Origin of the sequence: Flavobacterium alvei (genome assembly GCF_002920895.1) — a bacterium.
GTDB lineage: Bacteria > Bacteroidota > Bacteroidia > Flavobacteriales > Flavobacteriaceae > Flavobacterium > Flavobacterium alvei.
Genome location: NZ_PQVG01000001.1, coordinates 394,285 through 418,681 on the forward strand (window position 1 = coordinate 394,285; position 24,397 = coordinate 418,681).

Sequence of the window (24,397 nt, forward strand, 5' to 3'; positions counted from 1 at the left end):
AATGTCTTTTATTGAAAAATTCTAAAAATCAGATTGAAAATTTAAATAATCGCTAGTTTAGAGCATATAAAAAAAGACTTATGAATCACTTTTAGAGCTTTAAAACCCTGAATAGATTTTTTTTCCAGCTAAATAAAATGAAATATACTGAAATGAATTAAATCAATTTATCAATAATCATTTCTTCAGTAATTCCCTCAGCATCGGCTTTGTAGTTTTTGATGATTCTGTGACGAAGAATTCCTGTAGCCACCGCTTTTACATCTTCAATATCGGGAGAAAATTTTCCGTTGAATGCTGCATTGGCTTTAGCCGCCAAAATCAAATTTTGAGAAGCTCTGGGTCCTGCTCCCCAATCTAAATAATTTTTGACAAATTCATTAGACAAAGGATTATCTGGACGTGTTTTACTGACCAAAGTAACTGCATATTCAATTACATTATCGGCCACTGGAATCCTACGAATCAAGTGTTGGAATTCAATTATTTCTTGAGCCGTAAACAAAGGATTTATTACTGAATGTGAATCAGAAGTCGTTCTTTTTACCACCTGAACTTCTTCTTCAAAAGAAGGATAATCTAGTTTGATAGCAAACATAAAACGATCTAATTGCGCTTCTGGCAAAGGATAAGTTCCTTCTTGCTCAATTGGATTTTGAGTAGCCAATACAAAATAAGGCAAATCTAGCTTATAGTTATGACCAGCAATGGTTACTGAACGTTCCTGCATCGCTTCAAGCAAAGCTGCCTGCGTTTTTGGAGGCGTTCTATTGATTTCGTCGGCTAGGATAATATTCGAAAATATGGGGCCTCTGATAAATTTGAAATGGCGATTTTCATCCAATATTTCACTTCCTAAAATATCAGATGGCATTAAATCGGGCGTAAATTGGATTCTTTTAAAATCTAAACCTAATGCTTGTGCTAAGGTATTTACCATCAAAGTTTTTGCTAATCCCGGCACTCCTACTAAAAGAGCGTGACCTCCAGAAAAAATACACAATAGAATTTGATCTACTACCGTATCTTGACCCACAATAATTTTGGCGATTTCGGCTTTTAGCGAATTCCTTTTTTGAACTAAATTATGAATAGCTGCGACGTCTGACATATTTTTGAATGATGAGTTATGAATTATGAATGATGAGCTTTCATATAAAAACTCATCATTCATAACTTATAATTATTTTTTGAGCCAATTGTTTGTAAAAGTACAATCTCTGTATTCGCCGTTAACTCTAATATAAGTGTCTTTAATTTTATCATCAAACCATTTTCCGATAGCTTTGATTTGTTTTTCTTTTAAAGCCAAATCTTTAATTTTAATGTAATCTTTGGCATAATCAGCAGTATGCTCGTTTATTCTATTGGTAACCGTAATTATCTTGTATTTTTTCTTTCCGGATTGATCATCATCCATTATTGGCGAAGTGATTTCTCCTTCTTTCAAATTTGAAACTCGACTGTACAAAGTAGGATCCATTTTGGTCAATTCAAAACGAGTGTCTTGAGTTTTAGGATTAATTAAAGCACCTCCATTTGCTCTAGTCTCTTTTTCGTCCGACATGGTTTTTGCCGCTTTATCAAAAGTAATTTCCTTGTCTTCGATTCTTTTTTTAATTAAAGTAATTTTTTCTTTAGCCTCTTTTAAATCCTCTGGCGTAACAGAAGGTATCAATAATATATGACGCAATTCTACCTCTTGACCTTTGATTTTCTCTACATATATAATGTGATAACCAAAATCCGTTTCAAAGGGTTCAGAAATTTCACCTTCTTGAAGACTAAATGCTACCTCTTTAAACTCTTTGACGAAAGGTGTTTTTTTGGTCATTTTATAAAATCCTCCTGTAGCTCTCGAACCAGGATCTTGTGAATATAAAACTGCTTTTGTCGCAAAACTAGATTCACCAGCTTGCACTTCTTTTTTGAATTCATTCAATTTATCAATCACTTTTTGTTTTTCGGCCTCAGAAACTTTTGGGGTGACAACAATTTGAGCTACTTCCATCTCAGCACCAAAAACAGGTAGATCTGCAGTTGGAATTTTTTTGAAAAAATCTCTAACTTCTTCTGGTGTAATATCTACTTCATCAATGATTTTTTTCTGCATTTCCGAAGTTAATTTTTGTTCTTTCAAAACATCAAAGAAATAGGATCTAAAATCTTCTTCGGTGTTTTTCTTGTAGTATTTAACCACTTTATCCATTGAACCTATTTGCTCCACCATATAACTTAACCTTTCATCCATCATTGATTTCACCTCAGAATCAGTTACTTTAACACTATCAATCACGGCTTGGTGAGCATATAATTTATCTTCCATAATTTTACCCAAAATCTGACAACGAGTAATATCTTTTATAGAACCACCTTGACTTGAAATTTCTAAATACGATTTGTCTATGTCCGAATCCAAAATAATATAATCTCCCACTTTAGCAATGATACCGTCAATTTTTTGCTTTTTAGCAGAAGGAGCTTTTTTTATAGTGTCAACAGCGTTTTCTTTAATAATCTCTTGCGCCATTGCCGTTCCGCTGAAAAAGAGAAAAAGAAAAAAAACAAAGGCAATTGTATTAATTATGGATTTCATTTGTATTGATTTAGAACGCATTATTTTGAAATATATTTAATTATAAACTATAGTGAATCGATGAAATTTCATTACTGCTTCGACTGAATTAATGAATCAAATATACATTTTAAGCATCAAGAAACAGAATTATTTTAACCTAAAACAAAAATAACAATTCAAACACACAATACAAGTTTCCTTAGGAGTATTAACAAAACTTTATAGACAAGTTTTGATTTAGTTTAGAATGTATTAAATAGCTTTACAATCAAGTAAATCAAAGAAATGAAAAAACTACTACTTTTATACTTCATATTCACAATACATTGTTGCTTTTCACAAACCGAAAAACCCATCAAAGGCATCGTTCTATGTGATGATTCTCCTGTTCAGGGAATTGAAGTCGTCAATTTAGTAACCGAAAAAACAGCAATAACCAATAGCGAGGGAGTTTTTTTGATTGCGGCAAAAGAGGAAGACATGCTCGTATTTATTTCAAAAAAACACTATTACAAAAGGTTATTTTTAGAAAAAGAAGATTTTAAAAGAAACAGTCTCAGAATAACATTGACACAAAAACCAGAAGAACTAGAAGAAGTCATAATTACAAAAGCACCCTTCAAATCAAAAGGTTTTTATAGTCAAGCTGCTGCTGACGAAATAAATCTAGAAAAAGCAAATCGCCCCAAACCAATTGGAGTTTATGATGGTGTAATACTAAACAGCCCTGATTTTATAAGAATTGGAAAAATGATTTTAGCTGTTTTCAATAAGAAAAAAGAGGACAAAAAAGAAAGCCACGCTAAAATTGAATTTAAGGAATTAACAAAAACCAATTTCGAAGAGGAGTTTTTCATCAATTCATTGAAATTAAAACCCGAAGAAATAGCGCTATTTCTAGAATACTGTGATGCCGACCCTAAATCAAAAACAGTTTTAGAAAATTCAAATCCGTTGCTTCTTTTGGATTTTTTATTAATCAAAAACAAAGAGTTTAAAAATTTGAAATGAAGCAATAAAAAAGCTGCCATTAACGACAGCTTTTAAAAGAATATAGTGAAAATTTATTTTTTTAAATTCTCTACGAATTGATCAAATAAATAAGACGAATCGTGTGGTCCAGGACTTGCTTCTGGATGGTATTGCACTGAAAAACAGTTTTTGTTTTTTAATCGCATACCTGCAACTGTTCCATCATTCAAATGAAGATGCGTGATTTCCATTTCAGGATGATTATCTAACTCTTCTTTATTTACGGCAAAACCGTGATTTTGCGAAGTAATTTCTCCTTTGCCTGTAATCACATTTTTAACAGGATGATTAATTCCTCTATGTCCATTGAACATTTTATAGGTCGAAATTCCATTGGCCAAACCAATTACTTGATGCCCCAAACAAATTCCAAATAAAGGCTTATCATTAGCCAAGATTTCTTTGGCCACCTCAATAGAACTTACCAATGGTTCTGGATCTCCAGGCCCATTCGATAAGAAAAAACCATCTGGATTAAACGAAGCTAATTCTGAGTATTTAGAATCATAAGGAAACACTTTAATATAGCAATCTCTCTTGGCAAGGTTGCGAAGGATATTGGTTTTAATTCCTAAATCTAAAGCTGAGATTTTATACTTTGCATTCTCATCACCAAAATAATAAGGCTCTTTAGTCGAAACTTTTGAAGCTAATTCCAAACCTTTCATGTCTGGCACTTTTGCCAAAGCAGCTTTTAGTTCTTCTATTGGAGTATCGTCTGTGCAAATCACTGAATTCATAGCTCCATTATCACGAATATAACTAACCAAACCACGAGTATCTACGTCAGAAATACAAATCAAATTTTGCTTAGTAAAGTACTCTTCTAAACTTCCAGTTGCATCTTCACGAGAATAATTGAAGCTAAAATTTTTACAAACCAAACCTGAAATTTTAATACTTTCGGATTCAACTTCTTTATCATTAACTCCGTAGTTTCCAATATGAGCATTGGTCGCTACCATAATTTGTCCGTAGTAAGACGGATCTGTAAATATCTCTTGATAACCTGTCATTCCAGTATTAAAACAAACTTCACCAAAAGTAGTTCCAGAAATCCCAATAGATTTTCCGTGAAATATGGTTCCGTCACTTAATAATAATATGGCGCTTTTTCGTGTTGTGTATTTCATTAGTAGTTAAATATTTTGCAAATTTAATTTTTTAAAACAGTCAATGCAATGTTTATTGAAAATATATATTTTAAAGTCGTTACTCTATAACCAAACAGAATTAAAACAATCCCTATTACTATAAATAATAACCTTTAAATAGTAATAATTACCCAAAAAAGAAGGATGAAGAAATAAAGAACTTTAGATTAATACTTCAAAAAAAACAAAAAAAAAGGACAAACTAACAAAAGTTTATCCTTGATTTTTATTGAATGATTATCTTCATAATTATTCAGCAGACTCTGATGGAGTTTCAGTTTCAGCAGATGGAGCTTCAGCAACAGGAGCTGCAGTATCATCCGCTTTCTTAGCTTTTCCACCACGACGGCTTTTTGCTTTTTTAACTTCTTTTTTACCTCCGTTGTAAAGTTCATTAAAATCTACTAATTCGATCATTGCCATATCAGCATTATCTCCTAAACGATTTCCAACTTTAATGATACGAGTGTATCCACCTGGACGGTCACCTACTTTAGCAGCTACGTCTCTGAACAAGTCAGTTACGGCATATTTGCTACGTAAGTATCCAAAAACGATACGACGATTGTGAGTCGTGTCAGCTTTAGATTTTGTTATTAATGGCTCAACAAATTGTTTAAGCGCTTTTGCTTTTGCAACAGTAGTGTTAATACGTTTGTGCTCGATCAAAGAACAAGCCATATTAGCTAACATAGAACTTCTATGTGCAGTCTGTCTGCTTAAGTGATTGAATTTTTTTCCGTGTCTCATGACGTGTTTTTTTAAACCTTCATCTTGCTACTATCCTCTTTGGAGAGCAAAATACGAAGTGGTTTATTCTTTATCTAATTTGTATTTTGCTAAATCCATACCGAAGTTCAAATTTTTAATTGCCACTAGTTCATCTAGTTCAGTTAAAGATTTTTTACCGAAATTACGGAATTTCATTAGGTCATTTTTATTGAAAGATACTAAATCTCCAAGTGTATCAACTTCTGCCGCTTTCAAGCAATTTAATGCTCTAACAGAAAGATCCATATCAACAAGCTTAGTTTTAAGCAATTGTCTCATATGTAATGATTCTTCATCATAAGATTCTGTTTGTGCAATTTCGTCAGCCTCAAGAGTAATTCTTTCGTCAGAAAACAACATGAAATGGTGAATTAAAACTTTAGCAGCTTCAGTAAGAGCGTCTTTTGGATTAATAGAACCATCTGTTTTTATTTCAAAAACCAATTTTTCATAATCTGTTTTTTGCTCTACACGGAAGTTTTCAATAGCATACTTAACATTTTTTACAGGAGTAAAAATAGAGTCAGTAAAAATAGTTCCAATTGCAGCATTTTGTTTTTTGTTCTCTTCAGCAGGAACATATCCTCTTCCTTTTTCGATAGTTAAATCGAAATGTAGTTTGATTTTAGAGTCTAAATTACAGATTACAAGTTCTGGATTCAAAACTTGGAAACCTGAAATAAACTTCTGGAAATCACCAGCTGTCAATTGATCTTTACCGGTTACAGAAATAGTAACTGATTCATTATCTATATCTTCAATTTGACGTTTGAAACGTACTTGTTTAAGATTAAGAATAATTTCGGTAACGTCTTCAACAACTCCTGAGATAGTAGAAAACTCATGATCTACACCTTCGATACGAACCGATGTGATTGCATAACCTTCTAATGCTGAAAGCAAAACTCTTCTAAGTGCGTTACCAACTGTCAATCCGTAACCAGGTTCTAAAGGTCTAAATTCAAATTTACCTTCAAAATCGGTTGAATCGATCATGATAACTTTATCGGGCTTCTGAAAATTAAATATTGCCATAAATTTCGACTAAGTCAATTATTATTTGTTGTACAACTCTACGATTAATTGCTCTTTAATGTTTTCTGGAATTTGAAGTCTAGCTGGTACAGAAACAAAAGTACCTTCTTTTAAATCATTATTCCAAGTAATCCATTCATAAACGTGACTTGAATTTGATAAGGAACGCTCGATAGCTTCTAAAGATTTAGATTTTGCACGAACGGCCACTTTATCACCAGGTTTAAGGTGGTAAGAAGGGATATTAACTACTTCACCATTTACGGTAATGTGTCTGTGAGAAACGATTTGACGCGCACCTCTTCTAGAAGGGGCAATACCCATTCTATAAACTACGTTGTCTAATCTTGCTTCACATAATTGTAATAATACTTCACCAGTAACCCCTTTAGTCGCTGATGCTTTTTCGAATAAATTTCTGAATTGTTTTTCTAAAATTCCATAAGAATATTTAGCTTTTTGCTTTTCCATTAACTGAACAGCATACTCAGATTTTTTTCCTCTTTTTTTTGCCATCCCGTGTTGTCCAGGAGGGTAATTTCTTTTTTCGAAAGCTTTATCGTCTCCGAAAATTGCTTCGCCGAATTTACGTGCGATTCTTGTACTTGGACCAGTATATCTTGCCATTTTAAATTGTTTAAGATTGAGATTATGAATTCAGGTCTTATCCTTCGATAATCGTTGTTCAATCTAGGTTATACTATAATTTGTTTTTGAGTATTAAACTCTACGTCTTTTTGGAGGACGACATCCGTTGTGAGGCATTGGAGTAACATCAATGATTTCAGTCACTTCAATTCCACCATTATGCAAAGAACGGATAGCAGACTCACGTCCGTTTCCTGGTCCTTTTACATACACTTTTACTTTTTTAAGTCCTGCTTCTAACGCTACTTTACTGCAATCTTCTGCTGCCATTTGAGCTGCGTATGGAGTATTCTTTTTAGAACCTCTAAAACCCATTTTACCTGCTGAAGACCAAGAAATAACTTCACCTTTTTTGTTTGTCAAAGAAATGATGATGTTGTTAAAAGTGGCACTAATATGAGCTTCACCCGTTGATTCAACGATAACTTTACGTTTTTTTGTAGTTGCTTTAGCCATATTACTTATTATTTAGTTGCTTTTTTCTTGTTAGCAACAGTTTTTCTTTTACCTTTTCTTGTTCTAGAGTTGTTCTTAGTTCTTTGTCCTCTTAATGGAAGACCAGATCTATGACGAATCCCTCTATAACATCCAATATCCATTAAACGTTTGATGTTTAAGGAAACTTCTGAACGTAGTTCACCTTCAATTTTGAAGAAAGATACGGCATCACGAATTGCGTGAATTTCATCATCATTCCAATCTTGAACTTTTGTATCTTGGCTAACTTGAGCTTTTTCTAAAATCTCAACTGCTCTACTTCTACCAATTCCGAAGATATAGGTTAAAGCGATAACTCCTCTTTTGTTTTTTGGGATATCTACCCCTGCTATTCTTGCCATAATTATCCTTGTCTTTGTTTAAATCTAGGATTCTTTTTGTTGATTACGTATAATCTTCCTTTTCTACGTACGATAATGCACTCGGCACTTCTTTTTTTAACTGATGCTCTTACTTTCATTTTGAATATCTTTAATATCTATAAGTAATTCTTGCTTTTGACAAATCGTAAGGACTCATTTCTAGTTTCACTTTATCACCAGGTAATAATTTGATGTAATGCATACGCATTTTTCCAGATATATGAGCAATTACTATATGTCCATTTTCTAACTCAACACGGAACATTGCATTTGACAATGCTTCAATTATTGATCCGTCTTGTTCTATTGCTGATTGTTTTGCCATAAAATTAAGCTACTGCTTTTCTATTTTTCCCACTTTTCATTAAACCATCATAATGTTTATTCAACAAGTATGAATTAATTTGTTGAATCGTATCGATTGCAACTCCAACCATAATAATCAATGATGTTCCTCCAAAAAACATTGCCCAAGATTGTTGCACATCCATAAGACTTACAACAATTGCTGGGAACACAGCGATTAAGGCAAGAAATAATGAACCTGGGAAGGTTATTAAAGACATCACTTTATCTAAGAAATCTGAAGTTTCAACTCCTGGTCTAACACCTGGAATAAAACCACCACTTCTTTTCAAATCGTCAGACATTTTGTTTGTAGGAACAGTGATTGCAGTATAGAAATATGTAAATACAACTATCAAAGTTATAAATACAAAATTATACCAAAAACCGAACATATTACTAAAAGCACTAACGATAGATTGTGACGCATCTGATTTTGACAATCCTGCTACTGCAGCAGGAATAAACATAATTGCCTGAGCAAAGATGATTGGCATAACACCAGCTGCATTTAATTTTAATGGAATCCATTGTCTGTTACCACCCATCATATCTTTTTCAAAATCACCTGATGTTGTACGTCTTGCATACTGAACAGGAATTTTTCTAATTGCCATTACTAGCAATATACAAGAAATGATTACTAACAACCAAACAATAATTTCAACTACCAAAAGCATTGGTCCACCATTATTATTGGTAACTCTGGCCGCAAACTCTTGAATAAATGCCTGTGGTAATCTTGCTAAAATACCTACCATAATTAATAGAGATATTCCATTTCCGATACCTTTATCAGTGATTTTCTCTCCCAACCACATTGCAAAAATTGTACCTGTAGTTAAAATGATTACTGAAGAAAATACAAATTCAATAGAATTATACCCTAGCAAAAATGCAGTTTTTGGCAATTGATTGTAAAGATTATAGATATAACTAGGACCTTGAACCAAAGAGATACCAATTGTTAACCAACGAGTAATTTGATTAATTTTCTTTCTACCACTTTCACCATCACTTTGAAGTTTTTGCAAATAAGGAATTGCAATCCCCATTAACTGAACAACAATAGATGCAGAAATATAAGGCATAATTCCTAAAGCAAAAACTGAAGCTTTAGAAAAAGCACCTCCTGAGAACATATCAATAATAGATCCTAATCCACTTTTTGTTTGACCAGCTAAACCCGTTAATTGCGTAGCATCAATACCTGGAAGAGTAACGTGAGCACCAAAACGATAAACCAAAAGTATACCTAAAGTTAATAGGATTCTGTTTTTCAGCTCTTCAATTTTCCAAATATTAACTAATGATTCAATAAATTTCTTCATCTTTATCGAAAAATTAAAGGATTACAACTTCTCCACCAGCAGCTTCAATAGCAGCTTTTGCAGTAGCAGTAAATTTGTGAGCAGATACAGTTAGTTTTGCTTTCAATTCTCCTCTTCCTAAAATCTTAACGATTTCGTTTTTAGTTGCTAAACGATTTGCAACATATACAGTCATATCAACTGAATTAGTTACGATACCATTGTCAACTAATAATTGAAGTGTGTCAAGATTTACACCTTCGTATTCTTTACGATTGATGTTTGTGAAACCAAACTTTGGTACACGTCTTTGAAGCGGCATTTGTCCACCTTCAAAACCAATCTTTTTAGAATAACCAGAACGAGATTTTGCTCCTTTGTGACCACGAGACGCAGTACCACCTTTTCCAGAACCTTCTCCTCTACCCAATCTTTTATTTTGATTGTGTGTTGACCCTTCAGCCGGTTGTAAGTTACTTAAATTCATAACGTATTTGTTATTAAGCTTCTGTTACAGAAACTAAGTGTTTAACTTTATTTATCATTCCAAGGATAGTTGGATTTGAATCGTGTTCTACAACTTGACCCATTTTACGAAGACCTAAAGCTTCTAATCCTCTTTTTTGAGTAAGGGGACAGTTGATTTTGCTTCTAACTTGTTTTACTAATAATTTAGCCATAATTTCCTTGAATTAACCTTTAAAAACTTTTTCTAAAGAAACGCCTCTTTGTTTTGCAACAGTATAAGCACTTCTCATTTGTAATAAAGCATCGAAAGTTGCTTTTACAACGTTGTGAGGATTTGATGATCCTTGAGATTTTGATAATACATCGTGTATCCCAACTGACTCAAGCACTGAACGAACAGCTCCACCAGCAATAACTCCTGTACCATGAGATGCAGGGATCAAAAATACTCGTGCTCCACCAAATTTACCTTTTTGCTCGTGAGGAACAGACTGACCATTCAAAGGAATTTTTACTAAATTTTTCTTTGCATCTTCTACTGCTTTCGCAATTGCTTCAGAAACATCTTTCGATTTTCCTAATCCGTGACCTACTACTCCGTTTTCATCACCTACAACTACAATAGCAGAAAAACCAAATGCTCTACCTCCTTTTGTAACTTTAGTAACACGATTTACACTTACCAAACGATCTTTTAATTCAAGACCACTTGGTTTTACTAGCTCTACATTCTTGTATTTACTATTAGACATACTATATTAGAATTTAAGTCCAGCCGCTCTCGCGCCTTCCGCTAATGATTTAATACGACCGTGATATAAATAACCTCCTCTATCGAAAGTTACTGTTTCTATCCCAGCTTTTAACGCTTTTTCTGCAACAAGTTTTCCAACTGCCGATGCAACTTCTACGTTTGTACCTTTTCCTATTTCTTTTTCTCTTGAAGAAGCAGCTAACAAAGTAACTCCGTTTACGTCATCAATAAGTTGAGCATAAATTTCTTTGTTACTTCTAAATACAGAAAGCCTTGGATTAGTAGCAGTACCACTAATTGTTTTTCTAATTCTGAATCTGATTCTCTGTCTTCTTTCAGGTTTTGTTAATGACATAATGTTATTTTTTACGCTGATTTACCTGCTTTTCTTCTTAATACTTCTCCTACAAATTTAACACCTTTTCCTTTGTATGGCTCTGGTTTGCGGAAACCTCTGATTTTCGCAGCTACCTGACCTAAAAGTTGTTTATCTAATGATGTTAATTTCACGATTGGATTTTTACCTTTTTCAGATACAGTCTCAACTTCTACTTCTGGAGCTATTTCTAAAATGATATTATGTGAAAATCCAAGAGCTAAATCTAATTTTTGTCCTTGATTTGAAGCTCTATAACCAACTCCTACCAATTCTAATTCCTTAGTAAAACCTTCAGTTACACCGATAATCATATTATTGATTAAAGATCTGTACAAACCGTGTTTTGCTCTTTGGTCTTTATGATCAGACGACCTGTCCACTTGAACTTGATCTCCTTCAACCGTTACAGTAACATCTGAATATTCCTGAGTAAGTTGACCTTTTTTTCCTTTTACTGTAATGATACCATTAGCAACTTCAATAGTTACACCGGCAGGGACTACAACGGGATTTTTACCTATTCTTGACATCTCTTATAAGTCTTTTAATTAGTATACGTAACAAATTACTTCACCACCCACATTCAATTGCTTAGCTTGTTTCCCAGTCATAAGACCTTTTGAAGTGGATACAATAGCAATTCCTAATCCGTTAAGGATTCTTGGGATACTAGAAGAACCTGCATACTTACGTAAACCTGGTTTACTAATTCTTTGGATATCTTTAATCACTGACTCTTTAGTATCTTTATCATACTTCAAAGCGATTTTGATTGAACCTTGAACAGTGTTCGATTCAAATTTGTAACTCAAGATATATCCTTGATCAAATAAGATCTTAGTTATTTCTTTTTTAAGATTAGATGCTGGAATTTCGACAACTTTGTGGTTTGCAGCCACAGCGTTTCTAACTCTCGTCAAATAATCTGCAATAGGATCTGTATACATATGTATAAATTTGCGATTATGGTTTTCATAAGATACTCATCAAATGAACCTTTAATCAATTAAAATTATTTTTTGGATTGCAAAAGTACAAACTTTATTTGATATTACCAAGATGCTTTTTTAACACCAGGAATTAATCCGTTATTTGCCATCTCACGGAAAGTTACACGTGAAATTCCAAACTGACGAATATATCCTCTTGGTCTTCCTGTCAATTTGCAACGATTGTGCAAACGAATTGGAGAAGCATTTTTTGGTAATTTTTGTAAACCTTCAAAATCGCCAGCTGCTTTTAAAGCTTTTCTTTTTTCAGCATACTTCGCTACCGTTTTTTCTCTTTTAACCTCACGGGCTTTCATTGATTCTTTAGCCATGTCTTAGTTCTTTTTAAATGGTAAACCCAATTCAGTTAATAATGACTTTGCTTCTTTGTCTGTAGCAGCAGAAGTTACAAAAGTAATGTCCATTCCAGTAATTTTATTTACTTTGTCAATATCAATTTCAGGAAAAATGATTTGCTCTAAAACACCAAGGTTGTAGTTTCCTCTTCCATCAAAACCAGTAGCTTTGATTCCACTGAAATCTCTAACACGTGGCAAAGCAGAAGTAACTAATCTATCTAAAAACTCGTACATTTTTTCTCCACGCAAAGTAACTTTTGCTCCAATTGGCATCCCTTTTCTCAATTTAAAAGACGCAACGTCTTTCTTTGAAATAGTAGATACTGCTTTCTGTCCAGTGATCTTTGTTAACTCATCAACCGCATAGTCAATAAGTTTTTTGTCAGATACAGCTGCACCAACTCCTTTACTCAAAACGATTTTTTCCAATTTAGGAACTTGCATTACGTTTGTGTATCCGAATTCCTCTTTAAGAGCAGATATAACTCTGTTCTTATACTCTTCTTTTAGTCTAGGTATATATGCCATTACTATAGTACTTGATTAGATTTTTTTGAAAATCTCACTTTCTTATCTCCTTCAACTCTAATACCTACTCTAGTTGTTTCCTTTGTTTTAGGATCAATTAAAGAAATATTAGATATTTGTATAGAAGCCTCTTTTTTTACAATACCACCTTGAGGGTTTTTTGCACTTGGTTTCGTATGTTTTGAAACCAAGTTTACACCTTCAACAATTGCTTTATTTTTCTCTTTGTACACACGTAATACTTTACCTTCAGCACCTTTATGGTCTCCAGCAATTACTCTTACAATGTCACCTGATTTTATTTTTAGCTTTATCATCTTAAAATAATTAAAGCACTTCTGGTGCTAATGATACAATTTTCATGAATTGTTTTTCACGAAGTTCTCTTGCTACTGGACCAAAAACACGAGTCCCTCTCATTTCACCTGCGGCGTTCAAAAGAACGCAAGCATTGTCATCGAAACGGATATAAGAACCATCGGCTCTTCTCACTTCTTTTTTGGTACGTACAACCACTGCAGTTGAAACAGCTCCTTTTTTTACGTTTCCGTTTGGAGCAGCATCTTTGATAGAAACTACAATCTTGTCTCCAACAGAGGCATACCTTCTTTTGGTACCTCCTAAAACACGGATAGTTAAAACTTCTTTTGCTCCCGTATTATCTGCTACTTTTAGTCTTGATTCTTGTTGTACCATAATTATTTAGCTCTTTCAATGATTTCAACTAACCTCCAACATTTGGTTTTACTCAAAGGACGAGTTTCGCTAATCCTAACAGTATCTCCAATGTTACAGTCGTTATTTTCGTCGTGTGCGTGAAACTTTTTAGTTTTCAACACGAACTTACCGTATAATGGGTGTTTTACTCTAGTTACTTGTGCAACAACAATGGATTTATCCATTTTGTCAGAAGTAACAACCCCAATTCTTTCTTTTCTTAAATTTCTTTTTTCCATCTTTCAGCAGAATACAGTTATTGTAACTCTCTTTTAGTAAGTTCTGTAGCTAATCTTGCAACTGTTCTTCTTACACTTCTAATTTGAAGTGGATTCTCAATTGGAGAAATAGCATGTGCCATTTTTAAGTCGGCATATACCTTCTTAGTTTGGTTCAATTTTTCTTGCAACTCTGCTGCAGAAAGATCTTTTATTTCTGATTGTTTCATAATAAATAATTAATTATGCTTCGAAATCTCTAGCAACGACAAATTTAGTTTTGCAAGGTAGTTTTTGAGCTGCAAGACGCAATGCCTCTTTTGCAACCGACAAAGGAACTCCTCCTACTTCAAACATAATTCTTCCGGGTCTAACAACGGCCGCCCAATATTCGACTGCACCTTTACCTTTACCCATACGTACCTCAAGAGGCTTCTTTGTGATAGGTTTGTCTGGAAATATTTTAATCCATAATTGTCCTTCTCTTTTCATATAACGAGTTGCTGCAATACGCGCAGCTTCGATTTGACGTGAGGTTAAGAACATTCCATCTTCATGAACAGATTTAATACCAAACATTCCATTAGAAAGTTCATGCCCTCTTTGAGAGTTTCCTTTCATTTTACCCTTTTGTACCTTACGGTATTTTGTTCTTTTAGGTTGTAACATTTTTCTTTAATTTAAAAAATTACTTTCTCTTACGAGCGTCTGGTTTTCCACCTTTATTAAAAGGCTTTCTGTCTCCTCTCGGAGAATCGCCACCTTTACCACCACCAGTTCCAGATTGTTTTTTATCCATTCCTGCAAGTGGAGAAAGATCTCTCTTTCCATAAACTTCACCTTTCATGATCCATACTTTGATACCCATTCTACCATAAGTAGTGTGAGCTTCAGCAAGAGCATAATCGATATCGGCTCTGAAAGTTGATAGAGGAATTCTTCCTTCTTTGAAACCTTCTGAACGTGCCATCTCTGCACCATTCAAACGACCAGAAATCAAAACTTTGATACCTTCTGCGTTCATACGCATTGTAGCAGCAATAGCCATTTTGATTGCACGTCTGTAAGAAATACGGCTTTCGATTTGACGACAGATGCTTGTAGCAACTAGATACGCGTCAAGTTCAGGTCTTTTTATTTCAAAGATGTTGATTTGAACCTCTTTGTCAGTAACTTTCTTAAGTTCTTCTTTCAACTTGTCTACCTCTTGACCACCTTTTCCGATAATAATACCAGGTCTAGCAGTAGTGATAGTAACGGTTACAAGTTTCAAAGTTCTCTCGATGATTACTTTTGATACACTAGCTTTTGATAAACGAGCATGGATGTACTTTCTGATTTTATAATCTTCGGCCAATTTATCACCGTAGTCATTTCCACCATACCAGTTAGAGTCCCATCCTCTGATGATACCAAGTCTATTTCCAATTGGATTTGTCTTTTGTCCCATCTTTATTAATTTGCTTGTGTGTTATTAATAGCTCCCAACACGATTGTTACGTGATTAGAACGTTTTCTAATTCTGTGTGCTCTTCCTTGTGGAGCTGGACGAAGTCTTTTCAACATCATTCCACCATCTACAGTGATAGTTTTTACGAATAAGCCTGCTTCTTCCAAACTAGCGTCACTATTTTTTTGCTCCCAGTTATTGATGGCAGACAATAATAGTTTTTCCAATTTTCTTGAAGCTTCTTTAGAACTAAATCTCAAAATATTTAGTGCTCTTTCTACTTTCTGACCTCTTACTAGATCTGCTACTAAGCGCATTTTTCTAGGTGAAGTAGGGCAGTTATTCAATTTTGCAAAAGCTAGCGACTTGTTAGCCTCTTTTCTTGCATCTGCTGTTTCTCTTTTACGAACTCCCATTGCTTCTTATTTTTTACCTTTATTTTTTGCTCCAGCATGACCTCTAAAAGATCTAGTTGGTGAAAACTCTCCTAATTTGTGACCTACCATATTTTCTGTAACGTAAACTGGTACAAATTGACGACCGTTATGAACTGCGATAGTTTGTCCAACAAAATCTGGAGTAATCATAGAAGCTCTAGACCAAGTCTTTACTACTCCTTTATTACCTCCTGCAATGTTTTCTTCTACTTTCTTTTCTAACTTATAATGAACGAAAGGTCCTTTTTTTAATGAACGTGCCATATCTTATTATTTCTTTCTACGTTCTACAATATACTTGTTACTCGGGTTTTTCTTAGAACGTGTTCTATAACCTTTAGCAGGTATACCGTTTCTAGATCTTGGATGTCCTCCAGAAGAACGTCCTTCACCACCACCCATTGGATGATCGACAGGGTTCATAGCAACTGGTCTTGTTCTAGGTCTTCTTCCTAACCATCTTGTTCTACCTGCTTTACCAGATACAACTAATTGGTGGTCTGAATTAGAAACCGCACCAATGGTAGCCGAACAAGTCAACAAGATTAATCTTGTTTCTCCAGAAGGCATTTTGATTGTTGCATATTTTCCGTCTCTTGCCATTAATTGCGCGAATGTTCCAGCAGAACGAGCGATTACAGCGCCTTGCCCTGGTCTCAATTCGATACAAGATATTACAGTTCCCAATGGAATTCTGCTTAATGGTAATGTATTACCTATTTCTGGTTGAGATTCTGGACCAGAAACTAACTTCTGACCAACTTTCAATCCGTTTTGAGCAATAACATAGGTTTTTTCACCATCAGCATAAGCTAATAATGCGATAAACGCAGTACGATTTGGATCATATTCGATTGATTTCACTGTAGCTGGAATTCCTTCTTTTGTACGTTTGAAATCAATAATACGATATCTCTGCTTGTGACCACCACCCGTATAACGCATGGTCATCTTTCCTTGACTATTTCTACCTCCAGAGTTTTTTATCGGCGCTATCAAAGAGCGTTCCGGCTTATCAGTTGTAATGGCGTCATAACCATTCACAACTCTAAATCGCTGACCTGGGGTAATAGGTTTTAATTTTCTTACTGACATTTTATCTTAGATATTGTTGTAAAAATCAATTGTTTCTCCTTCTTGTACTTGAACAATCGCTTTTTTAATTGCGTTAGTCTTTCCACTGATCAAACCACTTTTAGTGTATTTTGTAGTTCTATCCGGCCTTACGTTCATCGTGTTAACCGAAACGATAGTTACTCCATAAGCAGCTTCAATAGCTTTCTTAATCTGAACTTTGTTTGCTTTTTTGTCAACAACAAATCCGAAGCGGTTTAAAACTTCACTTTCTTTGGTTACTTTTTCTGTTACTATAGGTTTAATTATGATGCTCATATCCTATTATTTGCTTAAATTTTCTTCAATTAACGCTAAAGAACCTTCTAAAAGCACCAAACTATTTGCATTAAGAATATCATAAGTGCTTAATTCTGAACTAGTTATTACCTTAGAAGCCTTTAAATTGCGTGACGACAAATATACATTTTTATTCGAATCGCCCAACACAAATAAAGATTTTTTATTATCCAACTCTAAAGCTTTCAAAACGTTAATGAAATTTTTAGTGTTTGGTGTTTCAAAATTGAAGTCTTCAAGAACAATAATGTTTGTTTCTTTTGCTTTAATTGAGAAAGCCGATTTTCTTGCCAATCTTTTCAAGTTTTTATTCAATTTGAATGAATAACTTCTTGGTCTTGGCCCGAAAACTGTTCCACCACCCTTAAACAATGGATTCTTTGCACTACCCGCACGAGCAGTACCAGTTCCTTTTTGTTTTTTAATTTTACGAGTAGATCCCGCAACTTCAGCTCTTTCTTTAGCTTTGTGCGTTCCTTGACGTTGATTAGCAAGATATTGCTTAACATCAAGATATACTGCGTGATTGTTTGGTTCTATACCGAATACTGAATCAGAAAGTTGTACTTTTCTTCCAGTATCTTTTCCGTTGAAATCTAATACTTTTGCTTCCATTACTTCTGAATGATTACATAAGAGTTGTTATGACCAGGAACACATCCTTTAATAACAAGTAGGTTCTTATCAGCCACTACTTTTAAAACTCTAAGGTTTTGAACTTTTACATTATCTCCTCCCATTCTTCCAGCCATACGCATTCCTTTGAATACTCTAGATGGATAAGAAGAAGCTCCCACAGAACCTGGCGCTCTCAAACGGTTGTGTTGACCGTGAGTTGCTTGTCCAACACCACCAAAACCGTGACGTTTCACAACCCCTTGAAAACCTTTACCTTTAGAGACACCTTGTACATCTACAAATTCTCCTTCTTCAAAAATAGTAACATCAATAACGTCACCTAATTTTTGTTCTGTTGCAAAATCTTGGAATTCAACGACTTTTTTCTTAGCTACAGTTCCTGCTTTCGCAAAGTGACCAACGGCCGCTTTCGTGGAATGTTTCTCGTTTTTGTCATCGAAACCTAGTTGCAACGCTTCATACCCGTCAACACCTTTGGTTCTGACTTGGGTAACTACACATGGTCCGGCTTCAATAACAGTACAAGGAATGTTTTTCCCGTTCTCGTCAAAGATGCTTGTCATGCCAATTTTTCTTCCGATTAACCCAGACATAAATATTAATTATTAATTATTAAACACAAATATAGAACGCAGCTTTTAAGCGAATCCTATTTTTTAAAGTGGCGCAAAAGTATAAAATATTTGCACACAAACCAAAAAAATATTTTTCGATTAAAAACAGCGTCCTTTTCTTTTTTATAAAGCTATTAAACTTTGATTTCTACTTCAACTCCGCTAGGCAATTCAAGTTTCATCAAGGCATCAATAGTTTTTGATGAAGATGAATAAATGTCGATTAATCTCTTGTATGACATTACTTCAAATTGCTCTCTCGCTTTTTTGTTAACGTGTGGAGAACGTAGTACTGTAAAAAGTTTTTTATGAGTTGGCAACGGGATTGGACCTGTTACTACTGCTCCAGTGCTTTTTACTGTTTTTACAATTTTCTCGGCAGACTTATCTACCAACATATAATCGTAAGATTTTAATTTTATTCTGATTTTTTGACTCATTTTCTTAAAGATTAAGCGTTTCCTTTTGCTTTTTTGATAACTGCTTCCGAAATGTTAGAAGGTGTTTCTGCGTAGTGTGAAAATTCCATTGTAGATGTTGCTCTACCAGATGACAGCGTTCTTAATGTTGTTACATATCCGAACATTTCTGATAACGGCACATCTGCTTTGATGGTTTTAGCACCAGCTCTGTCTCCCATATCATTCACTTGACCTCTACGACGGTTGATATCACCTACGATATCTCCCATGTTTTCTTCAGGTGTTATCACTTCCATTTTCATAATTGGCTCAAGAATTACAGCTCCAGCAGCTTTAGCCACTTCTCTATAACCCATTCTTGCCGCTAATTCAAAAGAAAGCGCATCAGAATCCACAGGGTGGAAAGATCCATCTAATAAAGTAACTTTCAAACTATCTACTTGGTATCCTGCTAAAGGACCAGTTTTCATAGCTTCACGGAAACCTTTTTCTACAGAAGGAATATATTCTTTTGGTACGTTACCACCTTTTACAGAATTGATAAATTGCAATCCTACAGGAACTTTACCATCAACTTCATCAGCAGGCTCAAGAACGAATACGATATCACCGAATTTACCACGACCTCCAGATTGTTTTTTGTAAGTTTCTCTGTGTTGAGCAGATTTTGTAAAAGCTTCTTTATATTCAACTTGAGGCTCACCTTGATTTACTTCAACTTTGAATTCACGCTTCATTCTATCCACCAAGATATCCAAGTGAAGCTCTCCCATACCTGAGATAATAGTTTGACCTGAAGCTTCATCAGTTCTAACTGTAAATGTTGGATCCTCTTCAGCCAATTTAGCCAAAGCCATACCCATTTTATCTACGTCAGCTTTAGTTTTAGGCTCAATAGCAATACCAATTACCGGAGCAGGGAATTTCATTGACTCAAGAATGATTGGGTGTTTTTCATCACATAATGTATCTCCAGTTTTGATATCTTTAAATCCAACAGCAGCTCCAATATCTCCAGCCTCAATATATTCGATTGGATTTTGTTTGTTTGCGTGCATTTGGTAGATACGAGAAATTCTTTCTTTGTTACCAGAACGAGTATTTAATACATAAGAACCTGCATCAAGTCTTCCTGAATAAGCACGGAAGAAAGCCAAACGACCTACGAATGGGTCAGTAGCAATCTTAAATGCCAAAGCAGCGAAAGGCTCTTTTACATCTGGTTTACGTAAAATTTGAGTTTGATCTTCTTCAAGTAATTCAGCATCATCTGGGTGAATTCCAGAAATACCTTCTTTATCCATTGGAGAAGGCAAGTATTTACATACTGCATCTAACATAAATTGAACTCCTTTGTTTTTGAAAGACGAACCAGCAATCATTGGAATGATAGCCATATCCATAGTAGCAGCTCTTAACGCATTGTTAATCTCTTCTTCTGTAATAGAATCTGGATCTTCCATGTATTTATCAAGCAAGTTCTCATCATAATCTGCAACCGCTTCGATAAGGATATCTCTATATTCTTTCACTTCATCAACCATATCCGCAGGGATATCTACGATGTCAAAAGTAGCTCCTTGAGTAGCATCATGCCATACAATTGCTTGATTTTTAACCAAATCAACTACACCTTTGAAATCATTTTCTTCACCAATTGGCAAAGTGATTGCAACAGCGTTTGATTTCAACATATCTCTAACTTGTTGACATACGTTCAAGAAGTTAGATCCTTGACGGTCCATTTTATTAACAAATCCCATACGTGGTACACGATATTGGTCGGCTAATCTCCAGTTAGTTTCTGATTGAGGCTCAACACCATCAACAGCACTAAATAAAAACACCAATCCATCCAATACACGCAAAGAACGGTTTACCTCTACTGTAAAGTCAACGTGACCGGGAGTATCGATAATGTTAAAGTGATATGGTTTTGATTCAGGCAAAATTTTACCTTGTTCAGTTGGGAAATTCCATTCACAAGTTGTAGCCGCAGAAGTAATGGTAATACCTCTTTCTTGCTCTTGTGCCATCCAGTCCATTGTTGCAGCACCATCGTGTACTTCACCAATTTTATGTGATTTTCCAGTATAGAATAAAATACGCTCAGTTGTTGTTGTTTTACCAGCATCAATGTGAGCAGCAATTCCTATGTTTCTTGTATATTTTAAGTCTCTAGCCATTTCTTAGGAATTAAAATCTAAAGTGAGAGAAAGCTTTATTAGCTTCTGCCATCTTGTGAGTATCCATTCTTTTCTTAACAGCAGCCCCTTCTTCTTTAGCAGCAGCTAAACATTCTGAAGCCAATCTTTGAGCCATTGATTTTTCGTTTCTTCTTCTTGAATAAAGAATTAACCATTTCATAGCCATAGAAATTTTTCTATCTGGTCTAATTTGCATAGGAATTTGGAATGTAGCTCCACCTACTCTACGACTACGCACTTCTACGTGAGGCATAACGTTTGTTAAAGCATCTTTCCAGATTTCTAATGATGTTTTTTCATCATTTTGTTTTTTAGTTTCTATAATGTCAATAGCATCATAAAAAACTTTAAAAGCTGTTGATTTCTTACCATCCCACATTAAGTTGTTCACAAAACGCGTCACCAATTGGTCGTTAAACCTCGGATCTGGTAAAAGTGGTCTTTTCTTTGCCGCTCTTTTTCTCATTTCTTTTGTTTTTTTGAATACAGACGTAAAACACTACGTCTCTACGTTAGATTTACTTTTTCGCTTCTTTTGGACGTTTTGCACCGTATTTTGAACGACGTTGCGTTCTTCCTGCTACACCTGATGTATCAAGCGCACCACGAACGATGTGATACCTAACTCCTGGTAAATCTTTTACTCTTCCACCCCTAACTAATACTATCGAGTGCTCTTGTAGATTGTGTCCTTCACCAGGGATGTATGCATTTACTTCATTACCATTTGTCAAACGCACACGCGCAACTTTACGCATTGCAGAGTTTGGTTTTTTTGGTGTAGTAGTGTAAACACGCGTACAAACCCCTCTTCTTTGAGGACAAGAATCTAAAGCAACCGATTTACTCTTCTTAGTTATCTGAGTTCTTCCTGTTCTTACTAATTGTTGAATTGTTGGCATAATTAAATACTAATTTTTCTTTATTTGTTTATTTCCCGCTTTTTACGGGGTTGCAAATGTAGAAAAATATTTTCACTAAACAAACCATAATTAATTAATTTTCACAAGAAGTAAATATTTGTTTTTTAATGAAATACAGATTTTCTATTGCAATTTGCCAAGAAAAACAAATTAAACCCTTGAAAACCGTTTCAAACACTACATTGAAACCCATTTATTTCATATAGAAACATTTGCCAAATTTTAAGAAAGGGAAGAAAATAAATCAGTATTTAGTTCAAATCTTATGATTTTTATCACAAACGATAGATATTTGCGTTAGATTATTTAAAGAATAAATCACTTGAAAGCAATAGCTGTTTTTTTTCTGTTTATGTGTAGCTGGTCAAATTGTTTTGCTCAAAGTTTTCGATTAGAAATAAACGGAAGCTCTGCTGCGGAAAATAAAATTATCGACTCATTAAAATATAATCCCATTCATCCCAATGCAAAAGACATTATCAATGAAGTAAATAGATTATCAGAAAGACTATCTAAAATAGGCTATATTGAGAATCAAATACTTGAAAACACTAAGAAAAATGATTCAAGTTATATTACAAAATTAAGTTTAGGCAACAAGATAAAATCTATACATATATATATAGGTAAAGAAACTCCAACTTTAACCGAAAGCGCACAATACATTCAAAAACCCAAAAAGACTGAAAAAGAGAAGAACAACTACGAAATAATTAAAGATCTAATTGGATTAAACAAAAAAGATACACTCACTCTTCCTTACACAGAAACAGAATCTTTTTTGAACACTACCCTACAAAAACTGGAGCAAAATGGATTTGCATTTGCTAAACTGAAATTAGCCAATATTCAAAAGAAAAGCAATTCCTTATTTGCTGAATTACAAGTTGAATTTGGTCAACAACGAAAATTAAACACAATCGTTGTGCAATTTGGCGAAAGCAACAAAAAAAATAGTTTTCCTGAAGGACATCTAAAACAAATCAATCGAAAATATAAAAATAGCAAATTCAACCAGGAAGTGGTTCGGAAAATTCATGATGATTTTGACAAATTTGGATTTGTGAATCAAATTAAAAATCCTGAAATCTTATTTACAAAAGACACTACTAAACTCTATGTGTATCTCGAAAAAAGAAAAACAAATACATTTGATGGATTGATTGGCTTTGCCAACAATGAAAATGACAAATTAACTTTTAATGGATACTTGGATTTAATGCTAGAAAACACCATAAAAGCAGGAGAACAACTCTCACTCTATTGGAAAAGTGATGGCAACAATCAAAAGACGTTCAAAGCCAGCATTGATTTGCCTTATCTATTCAAAAGCCCTATTGGGTTAAAATCTCAGATATACATTTTCAAACAAGATAGCATTTTTCAAAACACTAAAACTTCTATCGACTTAGGATACTTCATAAACTACAAGTCCCGAATCTATTTAGGGTATCAATCAACTGAATCCAGCGACATTCAAAACACAAACAGCAGTTCGATTAGCGATTATAAAAATTCGTTCCTAACTTCAAATCTAGAATATTCGCAATTAGATTATAAAAACCCCACTTTCCCCAAAAAAACGAACATTTCTGTTGTTATGGGAATCGGAAGAAGGACTACTACTGACTTAACCGAAACAGCTGGATCAACCCAACAGACCTACATTAACATCAATGCTATGCATAATTTCTATTTGAATACAAAAAACTGCATTAACATAAATTATCAAAACTATTTCTTAAAAAGCGAAACCTACATTGTAAACGAATTGTACCGTTTTGGAGGTTCCAGATCAATTAGAGGTTTTGCCGAAAATAGTTTGCAAGCTAGTTTTATGACTGCCATCATTACAGAATACCGTTATATTATTTCTCCAGAATTATTTCTTCACTCCATTTTAGATTATGGATATTTTGAAGACAAATCAACAAATAATACTGGAAACCTACTAGGATACGGGATCGGCATGGGCTTAAAAACAAAAAACGGAATGCTAAAGCTAGCCTTTTCAAATGGCAGTAACGGAGGTGAAAACACAAAATTTTCGAATACCATTATTTCTATTAATTACAATATTGAATTTTAAACATCGAAAAAAAACATTATTTATAACAATACTGTATTTATATGTTAAAATGTTAAAA

The 24,397-nt window shown here is 34.2% G+C and carries 37 protein-coding genes; 2 read left to right on the plus strand and 35 right to left on the minus strand.

Annotation, left to right across the window (positions count from 1 at the left end):
* Nucleotides 1–157: 157 nt before the first annotated feature.
* Nucleotides 158–1,111, minus strand: coding sequence for an AAA family ATPase (locus C3L50_RS01565; protein ID WP_103804313.1), 954 nt, complete (start codon nt 1,109–1,111; stop codon nt 158–160).
* A gap of 72 nt (nt 1,112–1,183) precedes the next feature.
* Nucleotides 1,184–2,617, minus strand: a complete 1,434-nt coding sequence (locus C3L50_RS01570) for a peptidylprolyl isomerase (RefSeq protein ID WP_103804315.1) — start codon at nt 2,615–2,617, stop codon at nt 1,184–1,186.
* A 246-nt stretch (nt 2,618–2,863) separates the two neighbouring features.
* On the opposite strand from C3L50_RS01570, the gene C3L50_RS01575 reads away from it, so the two are divergent.
* A complete protein-coding gene (locus C3L50_RS01575) occupies nt 2,864–3,589 on the plus strand; it encodes a hypothetical protein (protein WP_103804317.1) in 726 nt (241 codons plus the stop codon).
* A 53-nt stretch (nt 3,590–3,642) separates the two neighbouring features.
* Here the strand turns inward: C3L50_RS01575 and carA are convergent, their stop codons facing one another.
* From carA to rpsL, 33 genes are all read right to left on the minus strand, one after another.
* Nucleotides 3,643–4,743 (minus strand): glutamine-hydrolyzing carbamoyl-phosphate synthase small subunit, encoded by a 1,101-nt coding sequence (gene carA, locus C3L50_RS01580; RefSeq protein ID WP_103804319.1) that lies wholly within the window; start codon nt 4,741–4,743, stop codon nt 3,643–3,645.
* Between the two features lie 270 nt (nt 4,744–5,013).
* Complete coding sequence (gene rplQ / locus C3L50_RS01585; protein ID WP_103804321.1) at nt 5,014–5,514, minus strand: 50S ribosomal protein L17; 501 nt, start codon at nt 5,512–5,514, stop codon at nt 5,014–5,016.
* A 63-nt stretch (nt 5,515–5,577) separates the two neighbouring features.
* Complete coding sequence (locus C3L50_RS01590; RefSeq protein ID WP_073370541.1) at nt 5,578–6,570, minus strand: DNA-directed RNA polymerase subunit alpha; 993 nt, start codon at nt 6,568–6,570, stop codon at nt 5,578–5,580.
* Nucleotides 6,571–6,591: 21 nt separating this feature from the next.
* On the minus strand, nt 6,592–7,197 hold the full coding sequence (rpsD, locus tag C3L50_RS01595) for a 30S ribosomal protein S4 (RefSeq protein ID WP_103804323.1): 606 nt from the start codon (nt 7,195–7,197) through the stop codon (nt 6,592–6,594).
* Nucleotides 7,198–7,290: 93 nt separating this feature from the next.
* On the minus strand, nt 7,291–7,674 hold the full coding sequence (gene rpsK / locus C3L50_RS01600) for a 30S ribosomal protein S11 (protein ID WP_035637333.1): 384 nt from the start codon (nt 7,672–7,674) through the stop codon (nt 7,291–7,293).
* 8 nt (nt 7,675–7,682) lie between these two features.
* The gene (gene rpsM / locus C3L50_RS01605) at nt 7,683–8,057 is read right to left on the minus strand and encodes a 30S ribosomal protein S13 (protein ID WP_103804324.1); all 375 of its coding nucleotides are present in this window, start codon (nt 8,055–8,057) and stop codon (nt 7,683–7,685) included.
* Between the two features lie 2 nt (nt 8,058–8,059).
* Nucleotides 8,060–8,176 (minus strand): type B 50S ribosomal protein L36, encoded by a 117-nt coding sequence (gene ykgO, locus C3L50_RS01610; protein WP_002987490.1) that lies wholly within the window; start codon nt 8,174–8,176, stop codon nt 8,060–8,062.
* Between the two features lie 11 nt (nt 8,177–8,187).
* A complete protein-coding gene (gene infA / locus C3L50_RS01615) occupies nt 8,188–8,403 on the minus strand; it encodes a translation initiation factor IF-1 (RefSeq protein ID WP_007136545.1) in 216 nt (71 codons plus the stop codon).
* Between the two features lie 4 nt (nt 8,404–8,407).
* Nucleotides 8,408–9,754, minus strand: a complete 1,347-nt coding sequence (secY, locus tag C3L50_RS01620; protein WP_103804326.1) for a preprotein translocase subunit SecY — start codon at nt 9,752–9,754, stop codon at nt 8,408–8,410.
* A 13-nt stretch (nt 9,755–9,767) separates the two neighbouring features.
* A complete protein-coding gene (gene rplO / locus C3L50_RS01625; protein ID WP_103804328.1) occupies nt 9,768–10,220 on the minus strand; it encodes a 50S ribosomal protein L15 in 453 nt (150 codons plus the stop codon).
* Nucleotides 10,221–10,233: 13 nt separating this feature from the next.
* Nucleotides 10,234–10,413, minus strand: a complete 180-nt coding sequence (gene rpmD, locus C3L50_RS01630; protein ID WP_103804330.1) for a 50S ribosomal protein L30 — start codon at nt 10,411–10,413, stop codon at nt 10,234–10,236.
* 12 nt (nt 10,414–10,425) lie between these two features.
* Nucleotides 10,426–10,953, minus strand: coding sequence for a 30S ribosomal protein S5 (gene rpsE, locus C3L50_RS01635; RefSeq protein WP_035668102.1), 528 nt, complete (start codon nt 10,951–10,953; stop codon nt 10,426–10,428).
* 6 nt (nt 10,954–10,959) lie between these two features.
* Entirely contained in the window at nt 10,960–11,310 is a 351-nt protein-coding gene (gene rplR, locus C3L50_RS01640) for a 50S ribosomal protein L18 (RefSeq protein WP_103804332.1), read from the minus strand.
* 11 nt (nt 11,311–11,321) lie between these two features.
* Nucleotides 11,322–11,864 (minus strand): 50S ribosomal protein L6, encoded by a 543-nt coding sequence (rplF, locus tag C3L50_RS01645; protein ID WP_103804334.1) that lies wholly within the window; start codon nt 11,862–11,864, stop codon nt 11,322–11,324.
* An 18-nt stretch (nt 11,865–11,882) separates the two neighbouring features.
* Entirely contained in the window at nt 11,883–12,281 is a 399-nt protein-coding gene (gene rpsH, locus C3L50_RS01650) for a 30S ribosomal protein S8 (RefSeq protein ID WP_103804336.1), read from the minus strand.
* Nucleotides 12,282–12,385: 104 nt separating this feature from the next.
* A complete protein-coding gene (rpsN, locus tag C3L50_RS01655) occupies nt 12,386–12,655 on the minus strand; it encodes a 30S ribosomal protein S14 (RefSeq protein ID WP_103804338.1) in 270 nt (89 codons plus the stop codon).
* A gap of 3 nt (nt 12,656–12,658) precedes the next feature.
* Complete coding sequence (gene rplE, locus C3L50_RS01660; RefSeq protein WP_103804340.1) at nt 12,659–13,210, minus strand: 50S ribosomal protein L5; 552 nt, start codon at nt 13,208–13,210, stop codon at nt 12,659–12,661.
* 2 nt (nt 13,211–13,212) lie between these two features.
* Nucleotides 13,213–13,527: a 50S ribosomal protein L24 gene (gene rplX, locus C3L50_RS01665; protein WP_103804342.1), complete on the minus strand. Its 315-nt coding sequence runs from the start codon at nt 13,525–13,527 to the stop codon at nt 13,213–13,215.
* A gap of 10 nt (nt 13,528–13,537) precedes the next feature.
* A complete protein-coding gene (gene rplN, locus C3L50_RS01670; protein ID WP_100843387.1) occupies nt 13,538–13,906 on the minus strand; it encodes a 50S ribosomal protein L14 in 369 nt (122 codons plus the stop codon).
* A 2-nt stretch (nt 13,907–13,908) separates the two neighbouring features.
* Nucleotides 13,909–14,166 carry a 30S ribosomal protein S17 gene (gene rpsQ, locus C3L50_RS01675; RefSeq protein WP_103804343.1) on the minus strand — a complete coding sequence of 86 codons (258 nt, stop codon included), beginning with the start codon at nt 14,164–14,166 and terminating at the stop codon, nt 13,909–13,911.
* Between the two features lie 17 nt (nt 14,167–14,183).
* A complete protein-coding gene (gene rpmC, locus C3L50_RS01680) occupies nt 14,184–14,375 on the minus strand; it encodes a 50S ribosomal protein L29 (protein ID WP_103804345.1) in 192 nt (63 codons plus the stop codon).
* Between the two features lie 13 nt (nt 14,376–14,388).
* On the minus strand, nt 14,389–14,814 hold the full coding sequence (gene rplP, locus C3L50_RS01685; protein ID WP_103804347.1) for a 50S ribosomal protein L16: 426 nt from the start codon (nt 14,812–14,814) through the stop codon (nt 14,389–14,391).
* A 19-nt stretch (nt 14,815–14,833) separates the two neighbouring features.
* On the minus strand, nt 14,834–15,595 hold the full coding sequence (gene rpsC, locus C3L50_RS01690) for a 30S ribosomal protein S3 (RefSeq protein WP_103804349.1): 762 nt from the start codon (nt 15,593–15,595) through the stop codon (nt 14,834–14,836).
* A gap of 5 nt (nt 15,596–15,600) precedes the next feature.
* Nucleotides 15,601–16,011, minus strand: coding sequence for a 50S ribosomal protein L22 (gene rplV / locus C3L50_RS01695; RefSeq protein WP_103804351.1), 411 nt, complete (start codon nt 16,009–16,011; stop codon nt 15,601–15,603).
* Between the two features lie 6 nt (nt 16,012–16,017).
* Nucleotides 16,018–16,296 (minus strand): 30S ribosomal protein S19, encoded by a 279-nt coding sequence (rpsS, locus tag C3L50_RS01700; protein ID WP_024981511.1) that lies wholly within the window; start codon nt 16,294–16,296, stop codon nt 16,018–16,020.
* A 6-nt stretch (nt 16,297–16,302) separates the two neighbouring features.
* Entirely contained in the window at nt 16,303–17,127 is an 825-nt protein-coding gene (gene rplB / locus C3L50_RS01705; protein WP_059114053.1) for a 50S ribosomal protein L2, read from the minus strand.
* A gap of 6 nt (nt 17,128–17,133) precedes the next feature.
* The gene (rplW, locus tag C3L50_RS01710) at nt 17,134–17,424 is read right to left on the minus strand and encodes a 50S ribosomal protein L23 (RefSeq protein WP_103804353.1); all 291 of its coding nucleotides are present in this window, start codon (nt 17,422–17,424) and stop codon (nt 17,134–17,136) included.
* Nucleotides 17,425–17,430: 6 nt separating this feature from the next.
* Nucleotides 17,431–18,060, minus strand: a complete 630-nt coding sequence (rplD, locus tag C3L50_RS01715; protein ID WP_103804355.1) for a 50S ribosomal protein L4 — start codon at nt 18,058–18,060, stop codon at nt 17,431–17,433.
* Nucleotides 18,060–18,677 (minus strand): 50S ribosomal protein L3, encoded by a 618-nt coding sequence (gene rplC / locus C3L50_RS01720; RefSeq protein WP_103804357.1) that lies wholly within the window; start codon nt 18,675–18,677, stop codon nt 18,060–18,062. Before rplC ends, rplD begins: the two co-directional genes overlap by 1 nt.
* Before the next feature lie 155 nt (nt 18,678–18,832).
* On the minus strand, nt 18,833–19,138 hold the full coding sequence (gene rpsJ, locus C3L50_RS01725; protein ID WP_040473603.1) for a 30S ribosomal protein S10: 306 nt from the start codon (nt 19,136–19,138) through the stop codon (nt 18,833–18,835).
* A gap of 11 nt (nt 19,139–19,149) precedes the next feature.
* Complete coding sequence (gene fusA, locus C3L50_RS01730; RefSeq protein WP_103804358.1) at nt 19,150–21,306, minus strand: elongation factor G; 2,157 nt, start codon at nt 21,304–21,306, stop codon at nt 19,150–19,152.
* A gap of 10 nt (nt 21,307–21,316) precedes the next feature.
* Nucleotides 21,317–21,793: a 30S ribosomal protein S7 gene (gene rpsG, locus C3L50_RS01735; RefSeq protein ID WP_026727879.1), complete on the minus strand. Its 477-nt coding sequence runs from the start codon at nt 21,791–21,793 to the stop codon at nt 21,317–21,319.
* Between the two features lie 52 nt (nt 21,794–21,845).
* Nucleotides 21,846–22,229 carry a 30S ribosomal protein S12 gene (gene rpsL, locus C3L50_RS01740; protein WP_007136570.1) on the minus strand — a complete coding sequence of 128 codons (384 nt, stop codon included), beginning with the start codon at nt 22,227–22,229 and terminating at the stop codon, nt 21,846–21,848.
* A gap of 343 nt (nt 22,230–22,572) precedes the next feature.
* Between rpsL and C3L50_RS01745 the strand changes: the two genes are divergently transcribed.
* Nucleotides 22,573–24,339, plus strand: coding sequence for a BamA/TamA family outer membrane protein (locus tag C3L50_RS01745; protein ID WP_317044950.1), 1,767 nt, complete (start codon nt 22,573–22,575; stop codon nt 24,337–24,339).
* Nucleotides 24,340–24,397: the final 58 nt, after the last annotated feature.

What these genes read in the sequence shown, in the direction of transcription:
- rplN (WP_100843387.1), bottom strand. Translation starts at nt 13,906, where the DNA reads ATGGTACAACAAGAATCAAGACTAAAAGTAGCAGATAATACGGGAGCA.
- rpsJ (WP_040473603.1), bottom strand. Translation starts at nt 19,138, where the DNA reads ATGAGTCAAAAAATCAGAATAAAATTAAAATCTTACGATTATATGTTG.
- C3L50_RS01565 (WP_103804313.1), bottom strand. Translation starts at nt 1,111, where the DNA reads ATGTCAGACGTCGCAGCTATTCATAATTTAGTTCAAAAAAGGAATTCG.
- rpsG (WP_026727879.1), bottom strand. Translation starts at nt 21,793, where the DNA reads ATGAGAAAAAGAGCGGCAAAGAAAAGACCACTTTTACCAGATCCGAGG.
- C3L50_RS01575 (WP_103804317.1), top strand. Translation starts at nt 2,864, where the DNA reads ATGAAAAAACTACTACTTTTATACTTCATATTCACAATACATTGTTGC.
- C3L50_RS01590 (WP_073370541.1), bottom strand. Translation starts at nt 6,570, where the DNA reads ATGGCAATATTTAATTTTCAGAAGCCCGATAAAGTTATCATGATCGAT.
- rplP (WP_103804347.1), bottom strand. Translation starts at nt 14,814, where the DNA reads ATGTTACAACCTAAAAGAACAAAATACCGTAAGGTACAAAAGGGTAAA.
- rpsL (WP_007136570.1), bottom strand. Translation starts at nt 22,229, where the DNA reads ATGCCAACAATTCAACAATTAGTAAGAACAGGAAGAACTCAGATAACT.
- C3L50_RS01570 (WP_103804315.1), bottom strand. Translation starts at nt 2,617, where the DNA reads ATGCGTTCTAAATCAATACAAATGAAATCCATAATTAATACAATTGCC.
- rpsN (WP_103804338.1), bottom strand. Translation starts at nt 12,655, where the DNA reads ATGGCTAAAGAATCAATGAAAGCCCGTGAGGTTAAAAGAGAAAAAACG.
- rplQ (WP_103804321.1), bottom strand. Translation starts at nt 5,514, where the DNA reads ATGAGACACGGAAAAAAATTCAATCACTTAAGCAGACAGACTGCACAT.
- carA (WP_103804319.1), bottom strand. Translation starts at nt 4,743, where the DNA reads ATGAAATACACAACACGAAAAAGCGCCATATTATTATTAAGTGACGGA.
- ykgO (WP_002987490.1), bottom strand. Translation starts at nt 8,176, where the DNA reads ATGAAAGTAAGAGCATCAGTTAAAAAAAGAAGTGCCGAGTGCATTATC.
- rplO (WP_103804328.1), bottom strand. Translation starts at nt 10,220, where the DNA reads ATGAATTTAAGTAACTTACAACCGGCTGAAGGGTCAACACACAATCAA.
- rpsE (WP_035668102.1), bottom strand. Translation starts at nt 10,953, where the DNA reads ATGTCTAATAGTAAATACAAGAATGTAGAGCTAGTAAAACCAAGTGGT.
- rpmC (WP_103804345.1), bottom strand. Translation starts at nt 14,375, where the DNA reads ATGAAACAATCAGAAATAAAAGATCTTTCTGCAGCAGAGTTGCAAGAA.
- rpsD (WP_103804323.1), bottom strand. Translation starts at nt 7,197, where the DNA reads ATGGCAAGATATACTGGTCCAAGTACAAGAATCGCACGTAAATTCGGC.
- rpsQ (WP_103804343.1), bottom strand. Translation starts at nt 14,166, where the DNA reads ATGGAAAAAAGAAATTTAAGAAAAGAAAGAATTGGGGTTGTTACTTCT.
- rplB (WP_059114053.1), bottom strand. Translation starts at nt 17,127, where the DNA reads ATGTCAGTAAGAAAATTAAAACCTATTACCCCAGGTCAGCGATTTAGA.
- secY (WP_103804326.1), bottom strand. Translation starts at nt 9,754, where the DNA reads ATGAAGAAATTTATTGAATCATTAGTTAATATTTGGAAAATTGAAGAG.
- rplF (WP_103804334.1), bottom strand. Translation starts at nt 11,864, where the DNA reads ATGTCAAGAATAGGTAAAAATCCCGTTGTAGTCCCTGCCGGTGTAACT.
- rpsC (WP_103804349.1), bottom strand. Translation starts at nt 15,595, where the DNA reads ATGGGACAAAAGACAAATCCAATTGGAAATAGACTTGGTATCATCAGA.
- rplR (WP_103804332.1), bottom strand. Translation starts at nt 11,310, where the DNA reads ATGTCATTAACAAAACCTGAAAGAAGACAGAGAATCAGATTCAGAATT.
- rpsS (WP_024981511.1), bottom strand. Translation starts at nt 16,296, where the DNA reads ATGGCACGTTCATTAAAAAAAGGACCTTTCGTTCATTATAAGTTAGAA.
- rplW (WP_103804353.1), bottom strand. Translation starts at nt 17,424, where the DNA reads ATGAGCATCATAATTAAACCTATAGTAACAGAAAAAGTAACCAAAGAA.
- fusA (WP_103804358.1), bottom strand. Translation starts at nt 21,306, where the DNA reads ATGGCTAGAGACTTAAAATATACAAGAAACATAGGAATTGCTGCTCAC.
- infA (WP_007136545.1), bottom strand. Translation starts at nt 8,403, where the DNA reads ATGGCAAAACAATCAGCAATAGAACAAGACGGATCAATAATTGAAGCA.
- rplE (WP_103804340.1), bottom strand. Translation starts at nt 13,210, where the DNA reads ATGGCATATATACCTAGACTAAAAGAAGAGTATAAGAACAGAGTTATA.
- rplV (WP_103804351.1), bottom strand. Translation starts at nt 16,011, where the DNA reads ATGGGAGTTCGTAAAAGAGAAACAGCAGATGCAAGAAAAGAGGCTAAC.
- rplC (WP_103804357.1), bottom strand. Translation starts at nt 18,677, where the DNA reads ATGTCTGGGTTAATCGGAAGAAAAATTGGCATGACAAGCATCTTTGAC.
- rpmD (WP_103804330.1), bottom strand. Translation starts at nt 10,413, where the DNA reads ATGGCTAAATTATTAGTAAAACAAGTTAGAAGCAAAATCAACTGTCCC.
- rpsM (WP_103804324.1), bottom strand. Translation starts at nt 8,057, where the DNA reads ATGGCAAGAATAGCAGGGGTAGATATCCCAAAAAACAAAAGAGGAGTT.
- rpsK (WP_035637333.1), bottom strand. Translation starts at nt 7,674, where the DNA reads ATGGCTAAAGCAACTACAAAAAAACGTAAAGTTATCGTTGAATCAACG.
- rpsH (WP_103804336.1), bottom strand. Translation starts at nt 12,281, where the DNA reads ATGTATACAGATCCTATTGCAGATTATTTGACGAGAGTTAGAAACGCT.
- rplX (WP_103804342.1), bottom strand. Translation starts at nt 13,527, where the DNA reads ATGATAAAGCTAAAAATAAAATCAGGTGACATTGTAAGAGTAATTGCT.
- rplD (WP_103804355.1), bottom strand. Translation starts at nt 18,060, where the DNA reads ATGGAAGCAAAAGTATTAGATTTCAACGGAAAAGATACTGGAAGAAAA.